Origin of the sequence: Halomonas sp. 113 (genome assembly GCF_904067645.1) — a bacterium.
Taxonomy (GTDB): Bacteria; Pseudomonadota; Gammaproteobacteria; order Pseudomonadales; family Halomonadaceae; genus Vreelandella; species Vreelandella titanicae.
Genome location: NZ_LR881453.1, coordinates 533,083 through 551,319, shown reverse-complemented (window position 1 = coordinate 551,319; position 18,237 = coordinate 533,083). Strand labels below are relative to the sequence as shown.

Annotated in this window: 14 protein-coding genes; 6 read left to right on the top strand and 8 right to left on the bottom strand. The window is 54.1% G+C overall.

What is annotated here, in order from left to right:
- Positions 1–105: 105 nt before the first annotated feature.
- Positions 106–942, bottom strand: coding sequence for an ethanolamine ammonia-lyase subunit EutC (gene eutC / locus YERSI8AC_RS02770; RefSeq protein WP_159176027.1), 837 nt, complete (start codon positions 940–942; stop codon positions 106–108).
- Positions 932–2,347 carry an ethanolamine ammonia-lyase subunit EutB gene (locus tag YERSI8AC_RS02765; protein WP_159176026.1) on the bottom strand — a complete coding sequence of 472 codons (1,416 nt, stop codon included), beginning with the start codon at positions 2,345–2,347 and terminating at the stop codon, positions 932–934. Before YERSI8AC_RS02765 ends, eutC begins: the two co-directional genes overlap by 11 nt.
- 214 nt (positions 2,348–2,561) lie before the next feature.
- On the opposite strand from YERSI8AC_RS02765, the gene YERSI8AC_RS02760 reads away from it, so the two are divergent.
- Entirely contained in the window at positions 2,562–3,509 is a 948-nt protein-coding gene (locus YERSI8AC_RS02760) for a helix-turn-helix domain-containing protein (RefSeq protein WP_159176025.1), read from the top strand.
- An 85-nt stretch (positions 3,510–3,594) separates the two neighbouring features.
- Here the strand turns inward: YERSI8AC_RS02760 and mdoH are convergent, their stop codons facing one another.
- From mdoH to YERSI8AC_RS02745, 3 genes are all read right to left on the bottom strand, one after another.
- Positions 3,595–6,114 carry a glucans biosynthesis glucosyltransferase MdoH gene (gene mdoH, locus YERSI8AC_RS02755; RefSeq protein WP_159176024.1) on the bottom strand — a complete coding sequence of 840 codons (2,520 nt, stop codon included), beginning with the start codon at positions 6,112–6,114 and terminating at the stop codon, positions 3,595–3,597.
- Positions 6,107–7,693 carry a glucan biosynthesis protein G gene (locus YERSI8AC_RS02750; protein ID WP_051052184.1) on the bottom strand — a complete coding sequence of 529 codons (1,587 nt, stop codon included), beginning with the start codon at positions 7,691–7,693 and terminating at the stop codon, positions 6,107–6,109. The genes mdoH and YERSI8AC_RS02750 overlap by 8 nt, the downstream gene beginning before the upstream one ends.
- Before the next feature lie 355 nt (positions 7,694–8,048).
- Positions 8,049–10,394: a putative bifunctional diguanylate cyclase/phosphodiesterase gene (locus YERSI8AC_RS02745; RefSeq protein WP_159176023.1), complete on the bottom strand. Its 2,346-nt coding sequence runs from the start codon at positions 10,392–10,394 to the stop codon at positions 8,049–8,051.
- Positions 10,395–10,895: 501 nt separating this feature from the next.
- On the opposite strand from YERSI8AC_RS02745, the gene YERSI8AC_RS02740 reads away from it, so the two are divergent.
- The 5 genes from YERSI8AC_RS02740 (at position 10,896) to zigA (ending at position 15,268) form a co-directional block, all read left to right on the top strand.
- Entirely contained in the window at positions 10,896–11,255 is a 360-nt protein-coding gene (locus tag YERSI8AC_RS02740; RefSeq protein WP_081742548.1) for a helix-turn-helix domain-containing protein, read from the top strand.
- A 272-nt stretch (positions 11,256–11,527) separates the two neighbouring features.
- Positions 11,528–12,160, top strand: a complete 633-nt coding sequence (locus YERSI8AC_RS02735) for a class I SAM-dependent methyltransferase (RefSeq protein WP_159176022.1) — start codon at positions 11,528–11,530, stop codon at positions 12,158–12,160.
- A 97-nt stretch (positions 12,161–12,257) separates the two neighbouring features.
- On the top strand, positions 12,258–13,631 hold the full coding sequence (locus YERSI8AC_RS02730; protein ID WP_159176021.1) for a PepSY-associated TM helix domain-containing protein: 1,374 nt from the start codon (positions 12,258–12,260) through the stop codon (positions 13,629–13,631).
- 18 nt (positions 13,632–13,649) lie between these two features.
- The gene (locus YERSI8AC_RS02725) at positions 13,650–13,925 is read left to right on the top strand and encodes a TIGR03643 family protein (RefSeq protein WP_138800445.1); all 276 of its coding nucleotides are present in this window, start codon (positions 13,650–13,652) and stop codon (positions 13,923–13,925) included.
- Between the two features lie 116 nt (positions 13,926–14,041).
- Positions 14,042–15,268 carry a zinc metallochaperone GTPase ZigA gene (gene zigA, locus YERSI8AC_RS02720; RefSeq protein WP_159176020.1) on the top strand — a complete coding sequence of 409 codons (1,227 nt, stop codon included), beginning with the start codon at positions 14,042–14,044 and terminating at the stop codon, positions 15,266–15,268.
- 82 nt (positions 15,269–15,350) lie between these two features.
- Here zigA and YERSI8AC_RS02715 read toward each other — a convergent pair whose 3' ends face one another.
- The 3 genes from YERSI8AC_RS02715 to dctP form a co-directional block, all read right to left on the bottom strand.
- Positions 15,351–16,664, bottom strand: a complete 1,314-nt coding sequence (locus YERSI8AC_RS02715) for a TRAP transporter large permease (protein WP_138800443.1) — start codon at positions 16,662–16,664, stop codon at positions 15,351–15,353.
- A complete protein-coding gene (locus tag YERSI8AC_RS02710; RefSeq protein ID WP_138800442.1) occupies positions 16,664–17,170 on the bottom strand; it encodes a TRAP transporter small permease in 507 nt (168 codons plus the stop codon). Before YERSI8AC_RS02710 ends, YERSI8AC_RS02715 begins: the two co-directional genes overlap by 1 nt.
- 62 nt (positions 17,171–17,232) lie before the next feature.
- Positions 17,233–18,231: a TRAP transporter substrate-binding protein DctP gene (gene dctP / locus YERSI8AC_RS02705; RefSeq protein WP_022520121.1), complete on the bottom strand. Its 999-nt coding sequence runs from the start codon at positions 18,229–18,231 to the stop codon at positions 17,233–17,235.
- Between the last annotated feature and the right edge of the window lie 6 nt (positions 18,232–18,237).

Sequence of the window (18,237 nt, the reverse complement as noted above, 5' to 3'; positions counted from 1 at the left end):
TTTCAGTGTGGAACGAAATCGTCGTCAGCGGCGTGCTGTGGTTTACCAACGTTGTTCCGTTTTGTTGTGTGATCGTTGTTATAGGTTGTCGCTTTTTGGGTGACGTTAATCCGCCACCAGGAAGTTACGCGTCGAGCCTGATGCTGAGTCACCTTCCAGCACATCGTCTTCACTGCGGTCTTTCAACTTAACGCCCGACAATTTGCGCTGACGGGCCTCTTTTAACAGCAGAAAGAAGCGTCTGGCGGCCTCTTCCACCTGCAAACCTGCCGGACGCACATTGGAAATGCAGTTGCGTCGATCGTCCTTGAGCCCCGGCTCGGGCGCCCAGGTCATATACAACCCCAAGCTATCCGGCGAACTCAGCCCCGGTCGTTCGCCGATCATGACGAGCACGGCGTCGGCATTGAGCAGTGCGCCAATTTCGTCGCCAATCGCCACCCGACCCTGCTCGACAAGCGTCAGTGGTGCTAGCTGCCAATCAGCAGCATCGCTGCTCAGCATCTGATAAAGCGCGCCAAGAAACGGAGCACTGTTTTGCTGTACAGCCAACGCAGAAAGCCCATCGACCACGACGATCGCAAGGTCATAGCGCTGCTGGGACGCGGCAGCTTTCTGCAGGTGCTCACGGGTCTCGTCGTTAAGGCGACGGCCATAGTCGGGCCGCTGCAGGTACATGGCACGATCCCGAGCATGGCTGTGCAGGCGCAGCGGTGCCTCAGACAAATCCAAAGCTTGGGTCAGCTCGGTGGATAGCGCTTCCATATCCAGCGGACAATGAACCGCATCCTGTGCTTGGGCGTGAGCCAACTGAAACGCCAGCAATTTGCTGGTCGGCAGGCTGACCCCAGCGCGCCCCAGTCCAATTCGCGCATCGGTAAAGGCATTCAGCCGCTCCCAGGGGTTCTCCACCACGATGGGTGATGATGGATCATGTGCCATGGCGAGGCTCCTTGGGCAGGTGGCGCAGGCTGTTGGCAAAGGCGGCGGGCAGCTGGTCATTGAGCCGGTGGGTGCTAACATCCTGGAAAATCTGCATCTCTTCGAGCCAGCGCTCAAACTCCGGCGCGGCCTTCAGCCCCAGTACCCGCCGTGCATAGAGCGCGTCGTGAAACGAAGTCGTCTGGTAGTTGAGCATGATGTCGTCAGAGCCTGGGATACCCATAATGAAGTTGCAGCCCGCCACGCCGAGCAGCGTGAGCAGGTTATCCATATCATTCTGGTCGGCTTCGGCGTGATTGGTGTAGCAGACATCGCAGCCCATGGGCACGCCCAATAGCTTGCCGCAGAAGTGATCTTCAAGGCCTGCACGGGTGATCTCCTTGCCATCGAACAGGTACTCTGGGCCAATAAAACCCACCACGGTATTCACCAGCAAGGGCTTGAACTTGCGTGCAACGGCGTAGGCGCGGGCTTCACAGGTTTGCTGGTCGAGCCCGTGGTGAGCGTCGGCAGAAAGCGAGCTGCCCTGGCCGGTTTCGAAATACATCACGTTGCGCCCCACCGTACCGCGATTGAGCGACTGCGCCGCCGCTTCGGCTTCGGCCAGGGTGCTCAAGTCGAAGCCAAAGCTGCGGTTGGTGGCCTCAGTGCCGCCGATCGACTGGAAGACCAGATCGACCGGGGCACCCTGCTCTATGGCTTCCAGCGTATTCGTTACGTGGGTAAGCACGCAGGACTGGGTGGGGATTTGATACTTCTGGATCACTTCATCCATCAAGCGCATCAGCTTGACGCTCTGGGCAACGTTATCCGTCGCTGGGTTGATGCCAATCACCGCGTCGCCACTGCCGTAGAGCAGGCCGTCCAGAATGCTGGCCGCAATGCCGGTCACATCATCGGTGGGGTGATTGGGCTGAAGCCGAGTGGAAAGCCGCCCCGGCAGGCCAATTGTGTTGCGAAAAGCGGTGGTGACCCGGCACTTCTTGGCCACCAGAATCAAATCCTGATTGCGCATCAGCTTGCTGACGGCAGCGGCCATTTCGGGGGTAATCCCCGTTTTTACTTCTGCTAACACCTCACTGGTAGCGTGGTCGGAGAGCAACCAGTTACGAAAATCGCCGACGGTGAGGTGACGGATGGGGGCGAAAGCGTCGGCGTCATGGTCATCGATAATCAGCCGAGTGATCTCATCCTCTTCGTATGGAATCAGGGCTTCATTCAAAAAAGTGGTAAGCGGGAGCTCGGCGAGTACCATCTGGGCGACCACCCTCTCTTCGGCACTCTCCGCCATTACTCCGGCCAAACGGTCGCCTGAACGGGGCGGCGTGGCTTTAGCCATCAGCTCTGCCAGGCATGCAAAGCGATAGCTGCGACTCCCCACCGTCGTGTGATAGGTCTGCGCCATGGGGCTATCCTTTTTTATTACGATGGCTGTTGTTGATCGCGTTGACATCGCGCTGAAGTACAAAACTTGCTTGTTTCCACCATAGCGTTATCAATAGAGAGGGAGTATCAAGTTTTGGCAAACTCACTAACTTTCGCTTTACTCAAGTAAATACAAAAAGTTAAGGCGTTACATAAATTATGATTAGCCAACTTATCACTGCGAGGAGCGCTTCATGACCACGCTCGACAGCTCATTTGCACCAACAAGGTGCATTCAAGAGGCCTTTGATGCCGATGAGCACGCGCAGAACCTGACGCGATGGCAACAGGAGTACGATCAGCTCAGCCCAGGGAGTTTCTACGGGCGGCTGGATGAGGTGGCACTGGAAACCATGCAGGTCTTCAAGGAGCATACCGGGCAAGTGCTACGTCAGGACTGCCGGGTATGGCCTGAGTCGCTGTGGATCGGTATTCCCACTACCCATCAAGGCTCGCGCATCAATGGACAAGCGCTCAGTGCGGGCGAGGTGATGTGCCGCCCGGGTGGACGTGATTTTGAACTGGTGACGCCGGAAGGATTCGACATCTATGGGCTGGTGATCCAGTTGCCCGCCTTGACGGCGGCAGCCAAGCGGCAGGGGGTCAGCCTGGATACACACTGGCACGCCATGCCCCGTCGCCAAGCGGCCGGTGACACCCTGCGCGCCGTGTCGTTCCTCATTGAACGTCTACTCACCAGTCAGACGCTGTCCATCGCCAGCCATATCCATCAAGACATTCTGCTGATGGCGCTACTGGAGTTATTGCAGGTCAAGCAGCCCAGTGCTGAGCTGCCACCCAGCTATGCCCATCGCAAGGAAGTGGTTGATCGCGTCAAGCGCTACGTGGATGAGCATCTGGAAGGCCCCGTGACGATGGAGGAGCTTTGTCAGCTTACCCACGTTAGCCGCCGCACACTGCAGTACAGCTTCACCACCATCCTGGGCATCAGCCCGCTACAGTTCTTACGCCTGACCCGGCTGAACCGCGTGCGCCGGGCGCTGCGGGCGGCATCTCCGCAACAATCGGTCACGGAAATAGCCACCTACTGGGGTTTTTGGCACTTGGGACAGTTCGCCCACGACTACAAGCAGCAGTTCGGAGAGAGCCCATCGCAAACGCTCAGTGCGAAAACGTTATGAGCGAGTCAGTGAATAGCGGCAAATACAAGCCAGCCTCTCAGCCAGCCTGATTAAATGCGAGAGTAGCTAAAAAAAGAGCGTCTGCCTAGTTAAAGGTTGGGAGGTGCTTGGATTCACGGCCTGGCAGACCACAGTCAAACCAACTGTGATGTGCCTTGCTGTCTTCCCAAATGTGGTAGTGCAGTTGCGACATCATCACCGGGTCATCTAGAAAATCCAAACGCTCCAGCTTACTCATTGCCGCAGGCCCCATCCTGACTCCGCGTGCAACCCGCTCGGCCCGACGTTGGCGTATTGGCTCGGCATCGGTATGCCGTGATGTGCCTAAAGCAGTAGCCAACGCATTCGGCACAGGATCTACCACCATTTGGGCAAAAGACGGCGCCGCCATTCCGGTATTCATGTGGGAAAGCAACCTCACCATGCGCCGCAGCACACGGGGCGGCTGTGTTTCTTCGGGGATCCGGAAAAGCCGCTTTTGAAAGCAGAACCACCCTAACGAGACACGGCTCGACAGTGCCGATACCGGGATAGACAGCATCAAAGCGACGACGATGGGCGAGAGCCACCACAGAAATGTAGGCTCCATAACGTAAACACCCGCTGCCCACACAGCCCCTATTAGGGTTTGACTCCAATGTGCGCGGAACGCATCCCCCCACGTCGTGTCGCTATTTTCACGTGATGGTGAGCGCCATTGAACCGCCCACCCCATCAATGACGTCAGTACAAAGCGGGTGTGAAACAGCATCCTTACCGGCGCTAATAGCATCGAGAATAGCGACTCGAGAATCATACTTTCCAATACCTTGAGAGGCCCGCCAAATTGACGACTCCCCTGTATCCACACCAGCAATACGCTGAGCAGCTTAGGCAAGAACAGCAGTAACGCCGTCACACCAAACAACCCCACCGCTAAGGTTGGATTCCATTGTGGCCAAACAGGAAACAACATTCCCGGCTCAGGAAAGTAGTCGGGCGTGCTAAAGGTATGCACTGCTAAAAGCGCGGTCGAAAGCACTAAAAAAAGACACCATAGCGGCGCGGAAAGATAAGACATTAAACCGGTCAGGAAAACGGCACGGTGGACGGGGTGGATGCCTTGCGAGAAAAACAGCCGGAAGTTCATCAAATTTCCGTGGCACCAGCGTCTGTCGCGATTGAGTTCATCGAGCAGGTTAGGTGGCATTTCTTCAAAGCTGCCTTCCAATTTGTAGGCAATCCATACCCCCCAACCGGCTCGCCGCATCAGCGCCGCCTCAACAAAATCATGGGATAGTATCTCCCCAGACATCGAGCCTTTACCGGGCAGTGGCGCCAGGATGCAGTGCTGCATAAACGGGGCGAGGCGAATGATCGCGTTATGGCCCCAGTAATGCGACTCACCCAATTGCCAAAAATGGAGCCCGGCAGTAAACAGCGGTCCATACACTCGTGTCGCAAACTGTTGCATCCGAGCGTACAGATTGAGGCGCCCCGAAGCGCGTGGCGCTGTTTGGATAATGCCGACCCTGGAGTGCACCTCCATCATTTGCACCAGTCGCGTCAGGCATTTGCCGCTCATGACACTATCGGCGTCCAACACCACCATATAACGATAGAGCGCCCCCCAGCGGCGGCAAAAATCGTCGAGATTACCGCTCTTGCGTTTGACTCGACGCTGTCGGCGGCGATAGAAAACCTGACCGAAAGCATCCAGATCACGACACAACACCAGCCAGGCATAGGTTTCTTGAATGGCAATATCGGGATCGGACGTATCGCTCAGAATAAAGATGTCGAAATGCCGGTCATTACCCGTACTGCGCAGGGATTCCAGGGTGGCGCGCACCCCGGCAAAGACCCTGGCAACATCCTCGTTACAGATTGGCACCAATAGTGCTGTGCGTGCCTCATCATCAATCGGCTCGTCGCCCACCTCGCTGTCAATGGCGTAGCGGTCATGGCTTCGTAATAGCTGGAAAAATCCCATCAAGGCAGTCCAAAACCCGGCGGATACCCAGGCGAATAGCAACACAAATAACGACAGGATAGCTATCTCAAGCCACTGCAGGCCCTGGCCAGGGAGGACAGTACGCATCTGATTGGCAGCGATGATACTTTGACCGAAAATCAGCACTAGCAAAACCCAGCGTCGCCTAGTGGCGACCCACTTCCAGGACGCGGAGGGTGACTCTCTTCTGCGCCGACGAAAATCACCATTTGCCCAGCGCTTGAAGCGGCGACCAATATTCACGAAAGGATTGGTCGACCACTGCTGGGGCGCCAACGGCGTTCGCTTCATCGGTGGCGCAGTTTGCAGGCGGGTAATACCGGAGGTGTCCGTAGACAGCACGTCTGGCGGCGCTAGCGGCGGCTCTGCATAGGCAAGCGCCAGGCGCCGACCTACTGACAGCGCTGCAGGATCACTATTGTAACCTCTCTGCCAATTACCATCCCCATCACTATCCTCGCTCAACGCAGCGTGTAGCGACGCCATGTCGTGCTTATCAAGATCACCGACCAGTAACTTGTAGCGCTCCTTACGATTCTGGGTCTCCAACGCCAAGCGCTCTAAATAAATATCCGTTGGCGTTGCCTGCGATGAAGACATCATTTCAGCCATTAGCAGGCAGCCTGTAGTACCAGGTTTCGGACATTTGCTTGCCATCGAGCATTAGCTTGGCCCTGATATCCAAGGGCTGGCTGCCATTATTCCGCTTCACATTGACAAATACACGCCAACCGTTGGTCGCTGGGTTATGAACAACGCGGCTAGTCGCCAATTCTCCATTATCGCCCACGCTTGCCTCAACGGTCATATTTGCATCGCTGCCGATACCGGAAAGCGAGGGCCCGATAAAATCGAGGACAAAAGCGAGTGTCCCGTCGGGCTCGCGCACTAGGTTATCGCGCATCACCTCTCCCCGTGAGCGACGTGTTTCTTCAACCCAGGCAAGCTGAGGATCAAGGTGGCGGCTTTCATTGGTTGTGAACGTAATACGGTAATCGAATGCCAGCGGTGTTCCCGGCTCATGGGGTTCATCAGACAGCCACATCGAGACGATATTATCGTTGGTCTCGTTGTCAGTCGGAATCTGAATCAGCTCAACGCTACCCGCCCCCCATTCGTTTTGTGGCTCGACCCAGGCGCTTGGGCGCAGATCATAACGTGCGGCAATATCCTGATAATCGCTAAAATTGTGGCCACGCTGCATCAAGCCATAACCGCGTAACTGAGGTGTTGCATGCCTATTCATCATCAATCTGGCCGGATTGGCTAGCGGGCGCCACAGCCAGCCATTCTGCGCATCATTGATCAAAAGGCCATTAGAATCATGGATTGCCGGGATATAGTGTTGTGTCGAAGAGGGCTGCTCTGGGCCGTAAAGATACATGCTGGTGAGTGGAGCTATCCCTAGTTTCTCGACAGCCCGACGCAAATATAACCGCGACTGTACGTCGACTATAGTGTCTTCTCCGGGACGCAGCACGAAGCGGTATGCACCGGTCACGCTAGGTGAGTCAAGCAGTGCGAAAATAGTCAAGTACTGGCTTTCCGGGCCAGGTTCGACGATCCATATTTCCTTGAAGCGAGGGAACTCCTCGCCCGAAGGTAGCCCTGTATCAACGGCAAGTCCTCGCCCGGAAAGCCCATAAACCTGCCCTTCACCAATAGCGCGAAAATAGCTAGCCCCCAGAAAGACCATCACCTCATCTTTGCGATCACCTTCATTGAGTGCATGGTTGATCCTGACCCCGGCAATACCAATGCCATCGCTATTCTTCACTTCGTCGGAGATGCCTAAATCACCGTAGGTAAAATCATCCGGATTATAGGCAAAGCCATGTACCCCCCCCTCCTGATCAACGCTGTTTAATTGGATGGCACTGTCATAATGCATACCCTCATGGATAAAGCTCAGGGTGAACGGTGCGCCTTTACCGCTCCACACATCGCGATCTCGCTTGAACTGTATTTGCGAATACTCCATATAGCTGAGTTCGCGCAGCTCATCAGGCAAAGATGTTTCCGGGGCTCGGTAGCCCTGCTGGGCTAGTTCCTCTGCTTTTCTAGCGACATCATCGAAGCCAAATGCAAAAGCCTCAAGAGGGATGCTTCCAACCAGCAGGCCACCCAGAACGGCGACTGAAAAAAAACCTTTGCAGCTTGAAAATTTACTTAACCGGGTCGATCCACTCATTTAGCGTCATGCTCCTGTACAATCCTTTGACTAAATTCAAATTCGCTTACTTGCCGAATCGACATACGAAAGAGTCCATTCGATCAGCTAAATGCGTCCTTTTGATTTTCTCACCATCCTAAAGCGCGCACCTCGAGCGTATGTGAAGATGAGGTTACGTTTTAGGTATAGCATGAGTCTAGACTACTTGGCACCCCGACTAACCGGGCTTTTTGAAAGGGTTGAGGCTAAAATTAGAATGGGCTCGATTCGTTGAACCGGGAGAACAGGCGCTACCTTAAGCTTATTGTCTATTATAGATAGCAGTTTGGTGGGCGCCCTTCAAAAACGCTCAATGCAAAAACGACCTACTTACCTAGCGCAGCCAGCGCTGGGCAAACTCTTTAGCTGCCAATGGCCGATCAAAGTAGTAGCCTTGGCCCTGGGCACAGCCCATTGCAAGCAATGCGTTAATCTGGTTTTGGTTCTCAATCCCTTCCGCAATGGTTTCAAGGCCCAGCGTGTTTGCCATGGCAATGATCGTTGCCACAATGACACGGTCGTTGTCGCTGGTGAGCATATCGCGGACGAAGGAGATATCGATTTTAATTTTATCGGCGGCGAAGCGCTTTAGGTAGGCAAGCGACGAATACCCGGTGCCAAAGTCATCAATGGAAAGCCCTAACCCTTTGCTCTTTAACACTTCGGTCATAGCAATCGCTTTTTCAGGATTCTCCATGATACCGCTTTCGGTAATTTCCAGGCTAAGTTGTGACGCCTCAACGCCAAAGTCGACACAGCAACCGAGCAGGCCAGTCACCAAATCATCCTCTTCAAACTGCTGGGCGGCAATATTAATCGCTAACTGGCCAGGCATAGAGCGCCCCTGCTCTCGCCATGCGGCAAGTTGCCTGCAGGCTTCCTCTATCACCCAACTGCCGAGCGCGACAATCATGCCTCGCTCCTCGGCAATAGGAATAAATTTACCCGGTGAAACGTCACCCAGTTCCTCATCGTGCCACCGACACAGCGCCTCAGCGCCAATTAACTGGCCGGTGTGCAAATCTACCTGGGGCTGAAAGTGCAGGCTCAGCTGTTTTTCGGCAATGGCGGACGCCAGGCGTTTGGCGATATGCAACTGTTCAGCCACAACGCGCCCCATCCAGGGTTCAAATACACATACGGGAAGCTTTTGCCGCTTGGCTTGATGCATGGCAATGTCGGCGTGTTTCAACAGCTCTAATGGCATTGCCGCATGCTGAGGATATAGCGCCAGACCGATTCCCACAGAAAGCTCAAAGGAGTGTTGCTCAACAATAAACGGTTGCGCGATACTGTCGCACAATTGCTGAGCTGTGGCTAACGCGCTGCTTGCCTCAACACCAGGGCAAACCACCACAAACTCATCACCAGCTAAGCGTGCTAAATACTGTCCCTCCGTCAACGAAGCTGCAAAGCGCTCGGCCACGGCCTTTAGGACTAAATCGCCCAGGTCATGCCCAGCGGTATCATTGATCTCTTTGAAATGATTAAGATCCAGTAGCAATAGCGCCAATTCAGTGGTCTGCGTATCGGCGACCACTCGCTCTAAGTGGAGCATAAAGGCAGCACGGTTGGGCAATTGAGTCCCCGAATCAGAAAAAGCCAATTGGCGAATGCGCACTTCGTCTTGTTGGCGTTCAAGCTCTGAAGCGGCCCGCGCAGCAAATATCTGCAAGACATTGCGCACAACATCCACATCGTCCAGCGGCTTCTTAAACATGACGCCAATAAGCCCCATCGGCTGACCATGGCTATCATCCAGCCGCCGCCCAACATAGCCGTTTACCCACGAAAGCGCCCCGTTGGTTTCAGCAGGCAGCCTAATGGCGGCACCCTCGTGAACGATACACTCTTGCTCCACCATTACCTTATGGCAAGGAACGCCGGGAGGATAATAAGCAAAATTATCCTGGCACTGACCATTTACATACAGCGTTAAGGTATGCGCGATATCGGAATCCTGCTCGTCCAGTAGCGCTATAAACCCCACTTCAGCGGATAACGCTTCGGCCATATGGGCGGTTAGCCGGCGCAGAAACGCTTCGCCATTCTCAGCTGAGACCGCAGTTGCCAAGCTAACAACGGCGTGTTGAAAGCGTTGCTGCTCATTAATGGTGTTGATCAGGGCGGTGTTGTGTCGACCAATGCGCTGCAACGCCTGCTGTTTATATAACAGACGTTCGCGCGTTTGGCTTTCTGCTAACTGACGCGCCAACTCTGCGCCAGCCAACGCCGCAGAGATACGTAACACTTCATCGGCATAAGAAGGAAGCTCCAGGACGGATGAGTGCATTAGCGCAATAGCCCCCAAAAAGCCGCCACCAGGCGCTGCGATGGAGATACCCAAATACCCCTCAACGCTCAGGGAGTCCAGCCGCTGATCATCCGGGAACTGCTGACGAGCAGAAGCAGGCACAAACAACCGTGAGTGTTCCGCGACCTGTTGGCATGGCGTGCTTTGTAGTGAATACGGAGCTGTCTCAATGAACTCACCCTGAGACCACGCTGCCAATGTGCTCACAGTGCCCTGGCGGCTATCGACATATTCAACAACGGCATGATCAACGCCAAGGATACCCGTCAGGGATCGCACAAGGTGTTGAAAAAAGCCCTCTTCACTGACGCAGGTCAACTTATCCGCCAACTGTCGAAAAATCTCTGGTGCAGAAGTAGGGAGCATGTTATTAAGCGCCTTCGGATTTACACATCAAGCTTCTCTCCCGCTCTTGCTGAACAGTATTTAAAAAAACGCACCGATCCGCCGCATAAACGCCATTCGGTAACCGATCAACGACTAAAGTTTATAAACGCCTAAAGCTTACAAAAGAAAAACCACCCAACATTCAACACCTCACAATCTTCTTTCATAAGCTTTTAAACAACCTTCAAACAACCAACCAAAGCAACTTGAACATTAACACTGAAAACATATTGATAACTTACACTACTAAAGCTGCCCTCAGTTATATGCTTTATAGCTTCGGGCATTTCCACCTATCACACCTATGCTTTTTATTTTTTTTGGCTACCCAATTAAATCATTACCCCTTAATTACACATTTCACGGCGTAACCAAACGAAACAAAAAGTAACTACAGGCATCCAAATCAACCTTAGAAGATGATATTCAACCTAAACAGTCCTTCATGTCAATAGGTCGTTCCTCAACCATCTAGGTCTAATGGAGGACATTGTGAATAAAACAGAACAGAAACGGCTTGCAGGCAGTATCGGCCGGGCAATTGCCAAACAGCGGGTTCGCAGTCAATTGACCCAAGAGGAAGTTGCTGAGCGCCTAGGTGTTGGTAACGAAGCCGTTTCGCGCATCGAGCGCGGGCGGGTGATCCCCAACATTGTGCGCTTAATAGAGCTTGCTGAAATTTTCAACTGCGAGGCAGCTGAGTTATTTGGGCAAGCCAGTTTTCATATCGATGATCAGTCAAGCAGAATGAAACAGCTTTTAGAGCCTTTAAATCAAAATGATCGACAGCTAGTTATCGATATTGTTGAAAGCTTAACTACACGCCTACAAAAAGGGTAATCAAACACAATGACAAAATCTTATCTCTACAACTTTAAGACCAATCAAAAATTACTACAAAAAATCAACTAAAGGATCACTATAATGTTTGCTATTTCATAAACCCCACACAATAAATTTGATAAGGTGATAATATTAGCCATATAAAATAAATCATCCAACATGAGCACGCTTTATTGGTTGAATGATTGCTTTCATGCTATAGGTAGTCTGATGTAAATAGTCGACACCCGGCATTCAGCAATCGCAGCGTTGAGCTGCAAAGGGGCGTTATGTTCAACACCACCGCGTGGAATCGCCTTCGCTACACCGTTTACGCACCTTTCTACGATGCGGTCGCCGCCCGTGCGTTTCGTAGGCCACGGCGTATTGCGCTTGGACAAGTAGATTGGGAGCCTGGTATGCGGGTGCTGCTGGTAGGGGCTGGCACAGGGTTAGACCTGCCTTTTCTGCCTCATGACATCGAATTGCACGCCACCGATATCGCTCCGGCCATGGTGAAGCGCACGGCAAAAAGAGCCGAGGAGCTTCGCCACGATGTGGAATGTAGTGTGATGGATGCCGAGGCGCTCAACTACCCCGATGAGCACTTTGAGGCCGTCATCATGCATCTGATTATTGCGGTAATGCCTGATCCACAGCGAGGGCTTGCCGAAGCGTACCGCGTGTTAAAACCCGGTGGGCAGCTGTGCGTAATGGATAAGTTCCAGCCAGACGGTCAATCTGTGGGTGCGGGCCGACGTCTTCTGAATGGAGTCACATCGGCACTTGCCACCGACATTACACGCCAAGCACAGCCACTGCTCAGCGAAGCTGGGTTTCAGATTCACCACGACGAACCGGTGCTAATGAATGGTCTATTCCGTGCACTCCTGGCCGTCAAGCCCACTCCGTCTAGCCGCTAAGCGTGTGACTTTTTACCGCTACGCACAGGCTAGCGATTGCTAATTAAACTATCTAAGCTGTCTGGCTAATTTACCGATGCCACTCGGATTCAAGCCAATGACAGCCCACTCCTCTAACCGCACCGGCAAGCTGCTTTTTGCCCTGCTTAGCCGCTTACACCTATATATTGGCCTCTTCGTCGGCCCTTTTATTCTTATCGCGGCACTGTCTGGTATCGCTTATTTGCTTAGCCCACCACTTGAAGAGTGGCTCTACCATGACACCCTGTATGGCGCTACTCAGGGCGAGCCTCATTCACTTGCCGAACAGATCACTACGGCCCAGCAATACCTGGGCGCACCAACCCTGCCCAGCGCGGTGCGCCCTGCACCGGCTTTAGGCGATACCACCCGACTCATGTTTAGCGAGCCAGGGCTGGGGCCTTCTGAACATCGGGCGCTGTTTGTCGACCCTATTACCCTGAAAGTCACCGGTGATACGACGGTTTATGGTACCAGCGGTATTTTACCGCTGCGCACCGCGATCGATCATTTTCACCGCCAGCTGTTAATGGGCGAGATGGGGCGTCTCTATAGTGAGCTGGCTGCCTCATGGCTTTGGCTTGCCGCGCTGGGTGGCATAACGCTGTGGATTCGCCAACGCCGCACACTGAAAGCACTGTCAGGCGCCCACACCACACGCCAGAGCCACGCAACACTAGGCGTAGTGCTTTCCCTCGGGTTGCTGTTCTTTTCGGCAACGGGGCTCACTTGGTCACAGTGGGCAGGGAGCAATATTGCGGAACTTCGTCATGCCTGGGGCTGGGGCACGCCAAGTGCCTCAACGGCACTGATCGATACCGATAGCCAGGTAGCCGATGAACATGCTGAGCATCACGGCCATATGGCAATGGTGGCCACGTCTATCACGTTAGAGGACTTTGACCAGGCGCTGAGCGCTGCTCGTAAGGCGGGGCTTAGCGCAGCGCGCATCCAACTAACGCCTCCGAGCAGTTCCCAGGAGGCATGGCGGGTAGCGGAAATTGATCGCCAGTGGCCTACGCAGGTAGACCAGGTGGCGCTGCATCCGCAAAGCATGGCTGTGACCGATCAAACCGACTTTACCACCTTCCCACTAGCCGCCAAGCTCACCCGCTGGGGGATTGATCTGCATATGGGCGTACTGTTTGGTATCGCGAATCAAATAGTGCTGGCGTTGATCGCCGCGGGGCTTGTGACGCTGATGGTATGGGGTTACGTAATGGCGTGGCGGCGGCTACGCACGGCGAGTGGTCAGCGCTTCCCAACGGTGACTGAACCCTGGCTAATGCTTCCGCTTACGACCCAACTCGGCGTGCTGTTCGTCGCTATCACGCTTGGCGTAGCTCTGCCCGTACTGGGTGTAAGCCTGGCGATTTTCATCGTGATTGATGCGCTGCGCTGGTCTATTAAAAAGCGCTACACTGCCCGCAGACTTAATACCCACCAATAACATACCTTGAGGTGAACGATGCCAAAAGCCCCCGTTAAGCGCTTTCGCCGCTTACCCGATGACGAACAGTCACGCGTTATAGAAATGGCCTGGGAAGACCGCACGCCGTTTGAAGCGATCGAAACGCTGTTTGGGCTTGCCGAGCCCGATGTGATTGAGGTGATGCGCCACCAGCTTAAACCCGCCTCGTTTCGTTTATGGCGCACACGTGTCACCGGCCGCGCCACCAAACACCAAGCTCTGCGCTCGCCGGATGTTCTACGTGGATATTGCCCAACGCAATATAAGCGCTGAAATCCACTAGGCTTTGTACGAAAACTGACTCGACCTCCTCTGAAACAAATCTTCCTCTAAGCATCTAAATTGTTATATTATCACATAACATAAACCCATTTAGAGGTGCCCTAGCAATGACCGCATTTTCTCCCCTGCCCGTGACGGTGCTCTCGGGCTTTCTAGGTGCCGGTAAAACCACCGTGCTTAATCATATTCTCGCCAACCGTGAAGGCCGCCGCGTCGCGGTCATTGTGAACGATATGAGCGAGGTAAATATCGACGGTGCACTGGTGCTCGGTGGCCCTGGTGAGTCGACGCTGGATGGTAATGTTGCTCTGAACCGCTCTGAAGAGCGTTTAGTAGAGATGAGCAATGGCTGCATCTGCTGCACCCTGCGCGAAGACCTGCTGGAAGAAGTCAGCCAGTTAGCCCGGGAAGGCAAGTTCGATTACCTGGTCATTGAGTCCACCGGGATTTCCGAACCGCTGCCCGTGGCGGAAACCTTCACTTTTGAAGATGAAAGCGGCCAGAGCCTCTCCCACGTCGCCCGGCTGGATACGCTGGTCACCGTCGTTGATGGCGCCAACTTTCTTGAACAGTACCGCGAAGCGCAAAGCCTCACCGAAGCGGGCGAAAGCTTAGGCGAGGATGACGAGCGCAATGTCGCTGACTTGCTGGTCGATCAAATCGAGTTTTGCAATGTGCTGCTGATCAGCAAAACTGACCTGATCAATGAGAAAGAGTTGGAGGCGCTGAAGGCTATCCTGCACTCGCTGAACCCCGACGCGGAACTGGTGCCGATCACTCAAGGCGGCGTGCCGCTCGATAAAGTACTGGATACCGGCAAGTTCAATTTCGAGCGTGCCCAGTTGGCACCGGGCTGGCTAAAAGAGATGCGCGGCGAGCATGTGCCAGAGACCGAAGAGTACGGTATTGGCAGCTTTGCCTATCACGCCCGCCGCCCCTTCCATCCACAGAAATTTCATGACCTGCTCAACCAGGAGTGGTTTGGTAAGGGCCTGCTGCGCTCGAAAGGCTTCTTCTGGCTCGCCACTCGCCCCCAATCCGCCGGTCAATGGAGCCAGGCAGGCGGCATCGCCCACCACTGCCCAGCCGGGATATTCTGGAAGGCGATTCCCGAAGAGCGTTGGCCAACGGATCCCGAAACGCGTCAGTTTATTATGGAAAAGTGGCAGGAGCCGTTTGGCGATATGCGCCAGGAGCTGGTCTTTATCGGTCAGAACCTGGAACAAGATAAAATGCGTGAAGCGCTGGATGGCTGCCTGATAAGCGAAGCGGAACTACTGCAAGGCATGAACGCGTGGAAGAAACTGCCCGATCCATTCCCGTCCTGGGAATAAGTAAGAGCTAATAACGCTTAAACGCAAAGAGAGGCCGCAGCCTCTCTCTTTTTTACTACCTGCACTTTTCTTGCTAAAAGCTCTATTGCAGCATACTGGGCAACCAAGTCGCGAGGCCCGGAAACACTATCAGCACTGCGACCAGCAGCATCGAACAAAGAATGTAGGGAATCGCTGCCGAGTATATTTCTCTCATGGTAGTACCTGCCGGTGCGACCCCTTTCATGACAAACAACAAAAGACCCAAGGGCGGCGTTGAGAAGCTAATTTCAAGCGCCAGTAGAACAACGATACCGAACCACACCAAATCAAACCCAAGCGCCTGGGCGAGCGGGAAAAAGATCGGCACGGTCAGCATCATGATAGAGATCTGCTCCATAAAGGTGCCCAGCACCAGTAGCACCGCAAACATCGCCAGGAGCATCAGAATCGGCGACAGATCGAAACTGGTCGCCCAGCCGATCAAGCCACCCGAAGCGCCTGAGAAACCAAGCAACTGACTGAAGGTAGCCGAGCCAAACACGATCAGGTAGGCCATCAGCGTGACTTTTAATGCCCCGGTGACCGAAAGTTTAAACGCCTCCCAGGTCATGCAGCGGAAAATAAACGCCAGGATAATCACACCTAGCGCGCCAAAGGCTGCAGCCTCTGACGGCGTGGCAAACCCAATCAGCATTAATGTGACGATAATCACCATCACGCTGAGCATGGGTAGAATATCGGTCACGATCAGTTTGAGCTTCGCGCTCAGCGGCACCGGCTCAAGCTCATAATTCGGGGCGGCCTGAGGATCCAGCTTGGTCTGAATAAAAATGGTCGCGATATAGAACCCCGCCAGCGTTAGCCCCGGCAAGATACCGGCAATAAGCAGCGCGCCAATATCCACTTTTGCCAAGGTTGCTAACAACACTGCCAGCGCAGAAGGCGGAATAATAATCGCCAGGCCGCCAGTGCCCAGAATCGGGCCAATCGCCATTTTCTTTTTATAGCCCCGCCGCTCCATTTCTGGCACCAGTAGCGAACCCATTAATGCCGTAGAGCCCATGGAGGAGCCACTGAGAGTGGAGAAAGCCGTCCCACCCACCACTGTTACGTAAGATAAACGCCCCGGCACCTTGCCCATTAGCTGGTCAATAGCGTTGAACATTTTCATGCCTAGACCAGTGCGGAAAAACAGCTCGCCCATCAACAGAAACAGCGGAATGGGCACCAAATTAAAACTGGATAGTGCGCCGAAACCGTTGTTGAGCATCTGCAAGATGCCGGTTTGGCCGCCCATAAAGTGCCAGGCACCAATCACATTGGCGGCCAAAAAGGCCAGGGCAATGGGGGTGCCAATCGCCATAAAGATCAAAATCAACGAGAGCAGGAAAGCGAGTGCAAAGTACCATTCCATTATTCTTTAATCCCCGCTTCGCCGCTGTGAAGAATTTCATGGCCCACCACAAAGCGGCCAAATTCGATCGCCATCAGGGTAAAGCTGATGGGGAAAACAATGGTCAGTATCCATTTCGGCACAAAGAAAGCCCGCACGTCATAGTCAGTGCGCTCGATATTAAGCAGCACCAGATCAAGCCCCTTCCACGCCAGCACGCCGCACACCACGACACAGAGCAGCGCTACCCCTCGGCTGAGGATATTTAGCGCTGCTGGCGGCAACACCGAGGTCAGTAGCTCAATATGCACATGCCCTTTTTGGCGCACCAGCCAGGGAGCCCCGAGTAGAGTGAGGTAGAACATGGCGTACTCGGTGGAGAGAAAAAACCATGCAGAGGGCTGAAGACCTAAGTTACGAATCACCACCGAAAGCACCACGGCCACCATCAGCCAAACCAGCATGATGGCGGCCAGCAGGGCCATGCCGTTGAGCAGCAGCAGATAGCCGCGTTGTGCGTAGCGCATAAAAAACCCTAGAAAATAAGCCACACAAATAGGGCGCTCGACCGCTCGGCGCCCCTACGTTTCTATAGATCGTTGAATTTTTCGATCAGCGTATCGTAGTGCTCAAGCCCCATGGGGTGGCGCTCCATCTGGCCACGCATACGTTCCCAGGTGGCATCCCGGGCAGCGTCTGAGAATCGCTGTGCTGCTTCGCCTTCCAGGGTGATGACCTGCATGCCATCGGCCTCAAGCTGAGCCTGTTGCTCGTTGGCTAATTCAGCCAGTTGTTCGGCGCTGTCGCGCTCATGCTCAATGGCGACTTCCTGAAGAATTTGCTGCGACTCTTCGCTGAGCTGGTTCCACTTATCCAGGTTAACGATCACCCCCATATCGGTGGAGAAGAAGGCAGGGTCAACCCGATAGTTAAGAAAACGATCCCAATTTAGGTCTTTCAGGCCAATTTGAGTCCAGCCAGTCGCGTTCACTACACCCCGCTCCAGGGCCGCGTAAACATCGGTGGTCGGCAGGCTGATTGGCTGAGCGCCCAGGTAGTCCTGGAAGAAGGCGTCATACACCGGATTACTGCGTAGGCGTAGGCCCGAAACGTTTAGGTTACCTTCGCCATCGACGGTGGGCTCATCAATGGTGTAGAAGTTGTAGCTGACCCCGCTGTCGAACCAGCCCAGATAGTAGGTGCCCATCTTCTCCTGATGAATTTCATTAAGCAGGTCGATGCCGCCATTTTCGCGTGCGTAGATAGCGTTAGTGTTCGAGGCGACCATGGCATCGCGCTCTGGTACGGTACCTGCGTAGAAGCTCGCAGCGGTGTAGGCCATATCGACCACGCCGTTGCGAACTGCGTCGGGCTGCTCGGAAAGGCCAATCACTTCAGGGCCGCCGCGTACGTTAATTTGCACCACACCTTCACCGCGTTCGTTCACCTTATCGACGAACTCTAAAAAGCTCTGGGTATAGATCAACGAGGGGGGAAATGCATGCACTGCGTTAATTTGATCAACGGCCAGCACTTGAGTGGAAGCCAGGGCAGTTAGCACGCCCAGGGTAAGGGTTACTTTTTTCATTAGTTT

Coding starts and splice junctions, on each gene's coding strand:
- YERSI8AC_RS02715 (WP_138800443.1), bottom strand. CDS start 16,664: ATGGAATGGTACTTTGCACTCGCTTTCCTGCTCTCGTTGATTTTGATC.
- dctP (WP_022520121.1), bottom strand. CDS start 18,231: ATGAAAAAAGTAACCCTTACCCTGGGCGTGCTAACTGCCCTGGCTTCC.
- YERSI8AC_RS02740 (WP_081742548.1), top strand. CDS start 10,896: ATGGAGGACATTGTGAATAAAACAGAACAGAAACGGCTTGCAGGCAGT.
- YERSI8AC_RS02745 (WP_159176023.1), bottom strand. CDS start 10,394: ATGCTCCCTACTTCTGCACCAGAGATTTTTCGACAGTTGGCGGATAAG.
- eutC (WP_159176027.1), bottom strand. CDS start 942: ATGGCACATGATCCATCATCACCCATCGTGGTGGAGAACCCCTGGGAG.
- zigA (WP_159176020.1), top strand. CDS start 14,042: ATGACCGCATTTTCTCCCCTGCCCGTGACGGTGCTCTCGGGCTTTCTA.
- YERSI8AC_RS02730 (WP_159176021.1), top strand. CDS start 12,258: ATGACAGCCCACTCCTCTAACCGCACCGGCAAGCTGCTTTTTGCCCTG.
- mdoH (WP_159176024.1), bottom strand. CDS start 6,114: ATGGCTGAAATGATGTCTTCATCGCAGGCAACGCCAACGGATATTTAT.
- YERSI8AC_RS02765 (WP_159176026.1), bottom strand. CDS start 2,347: ATGGCGCAGACCTATCACACGACGGTGGGGAGTCGCAGCTATCGCTTT.
- YERSI8AC_RS02710 (WP_138800442.1), bottom strand. CDS start 17,170: ATGCGCTACGCACAACGCGGCTATCTGCTGCTGCTCAACGGCATGGCC.
- YERSI8AC_RS02750 (WP_051052184.1), bottom strand. CDS start 7,693: ATGAGTGGATCGACCCGGTTAAGTAAATTTTCAAGCTGCAAAGGTTTT.
- YERSI8AC_RS02760 (WP_159176025.1), top strand. CDS start 2,562: ATGACCACGCTCGACAGCTCATTTGCACCAACAAGGTGCATTCAAGAG.
- YERSI8AC_RS02735 (WP_159176022.1), top strand. CDS start 11,528: ATGTTCAACACCACCGCGTGGAATCGCCTTCGCTACACCGTTTACGCA.
- YERSI8AC_RS02725 (WP_138800445.1), top strand. CDS start 13,650: ATGCCAAAAGCCCCCGTTAAGCGCTTTCGCCGCTTACCCGATGACGAA.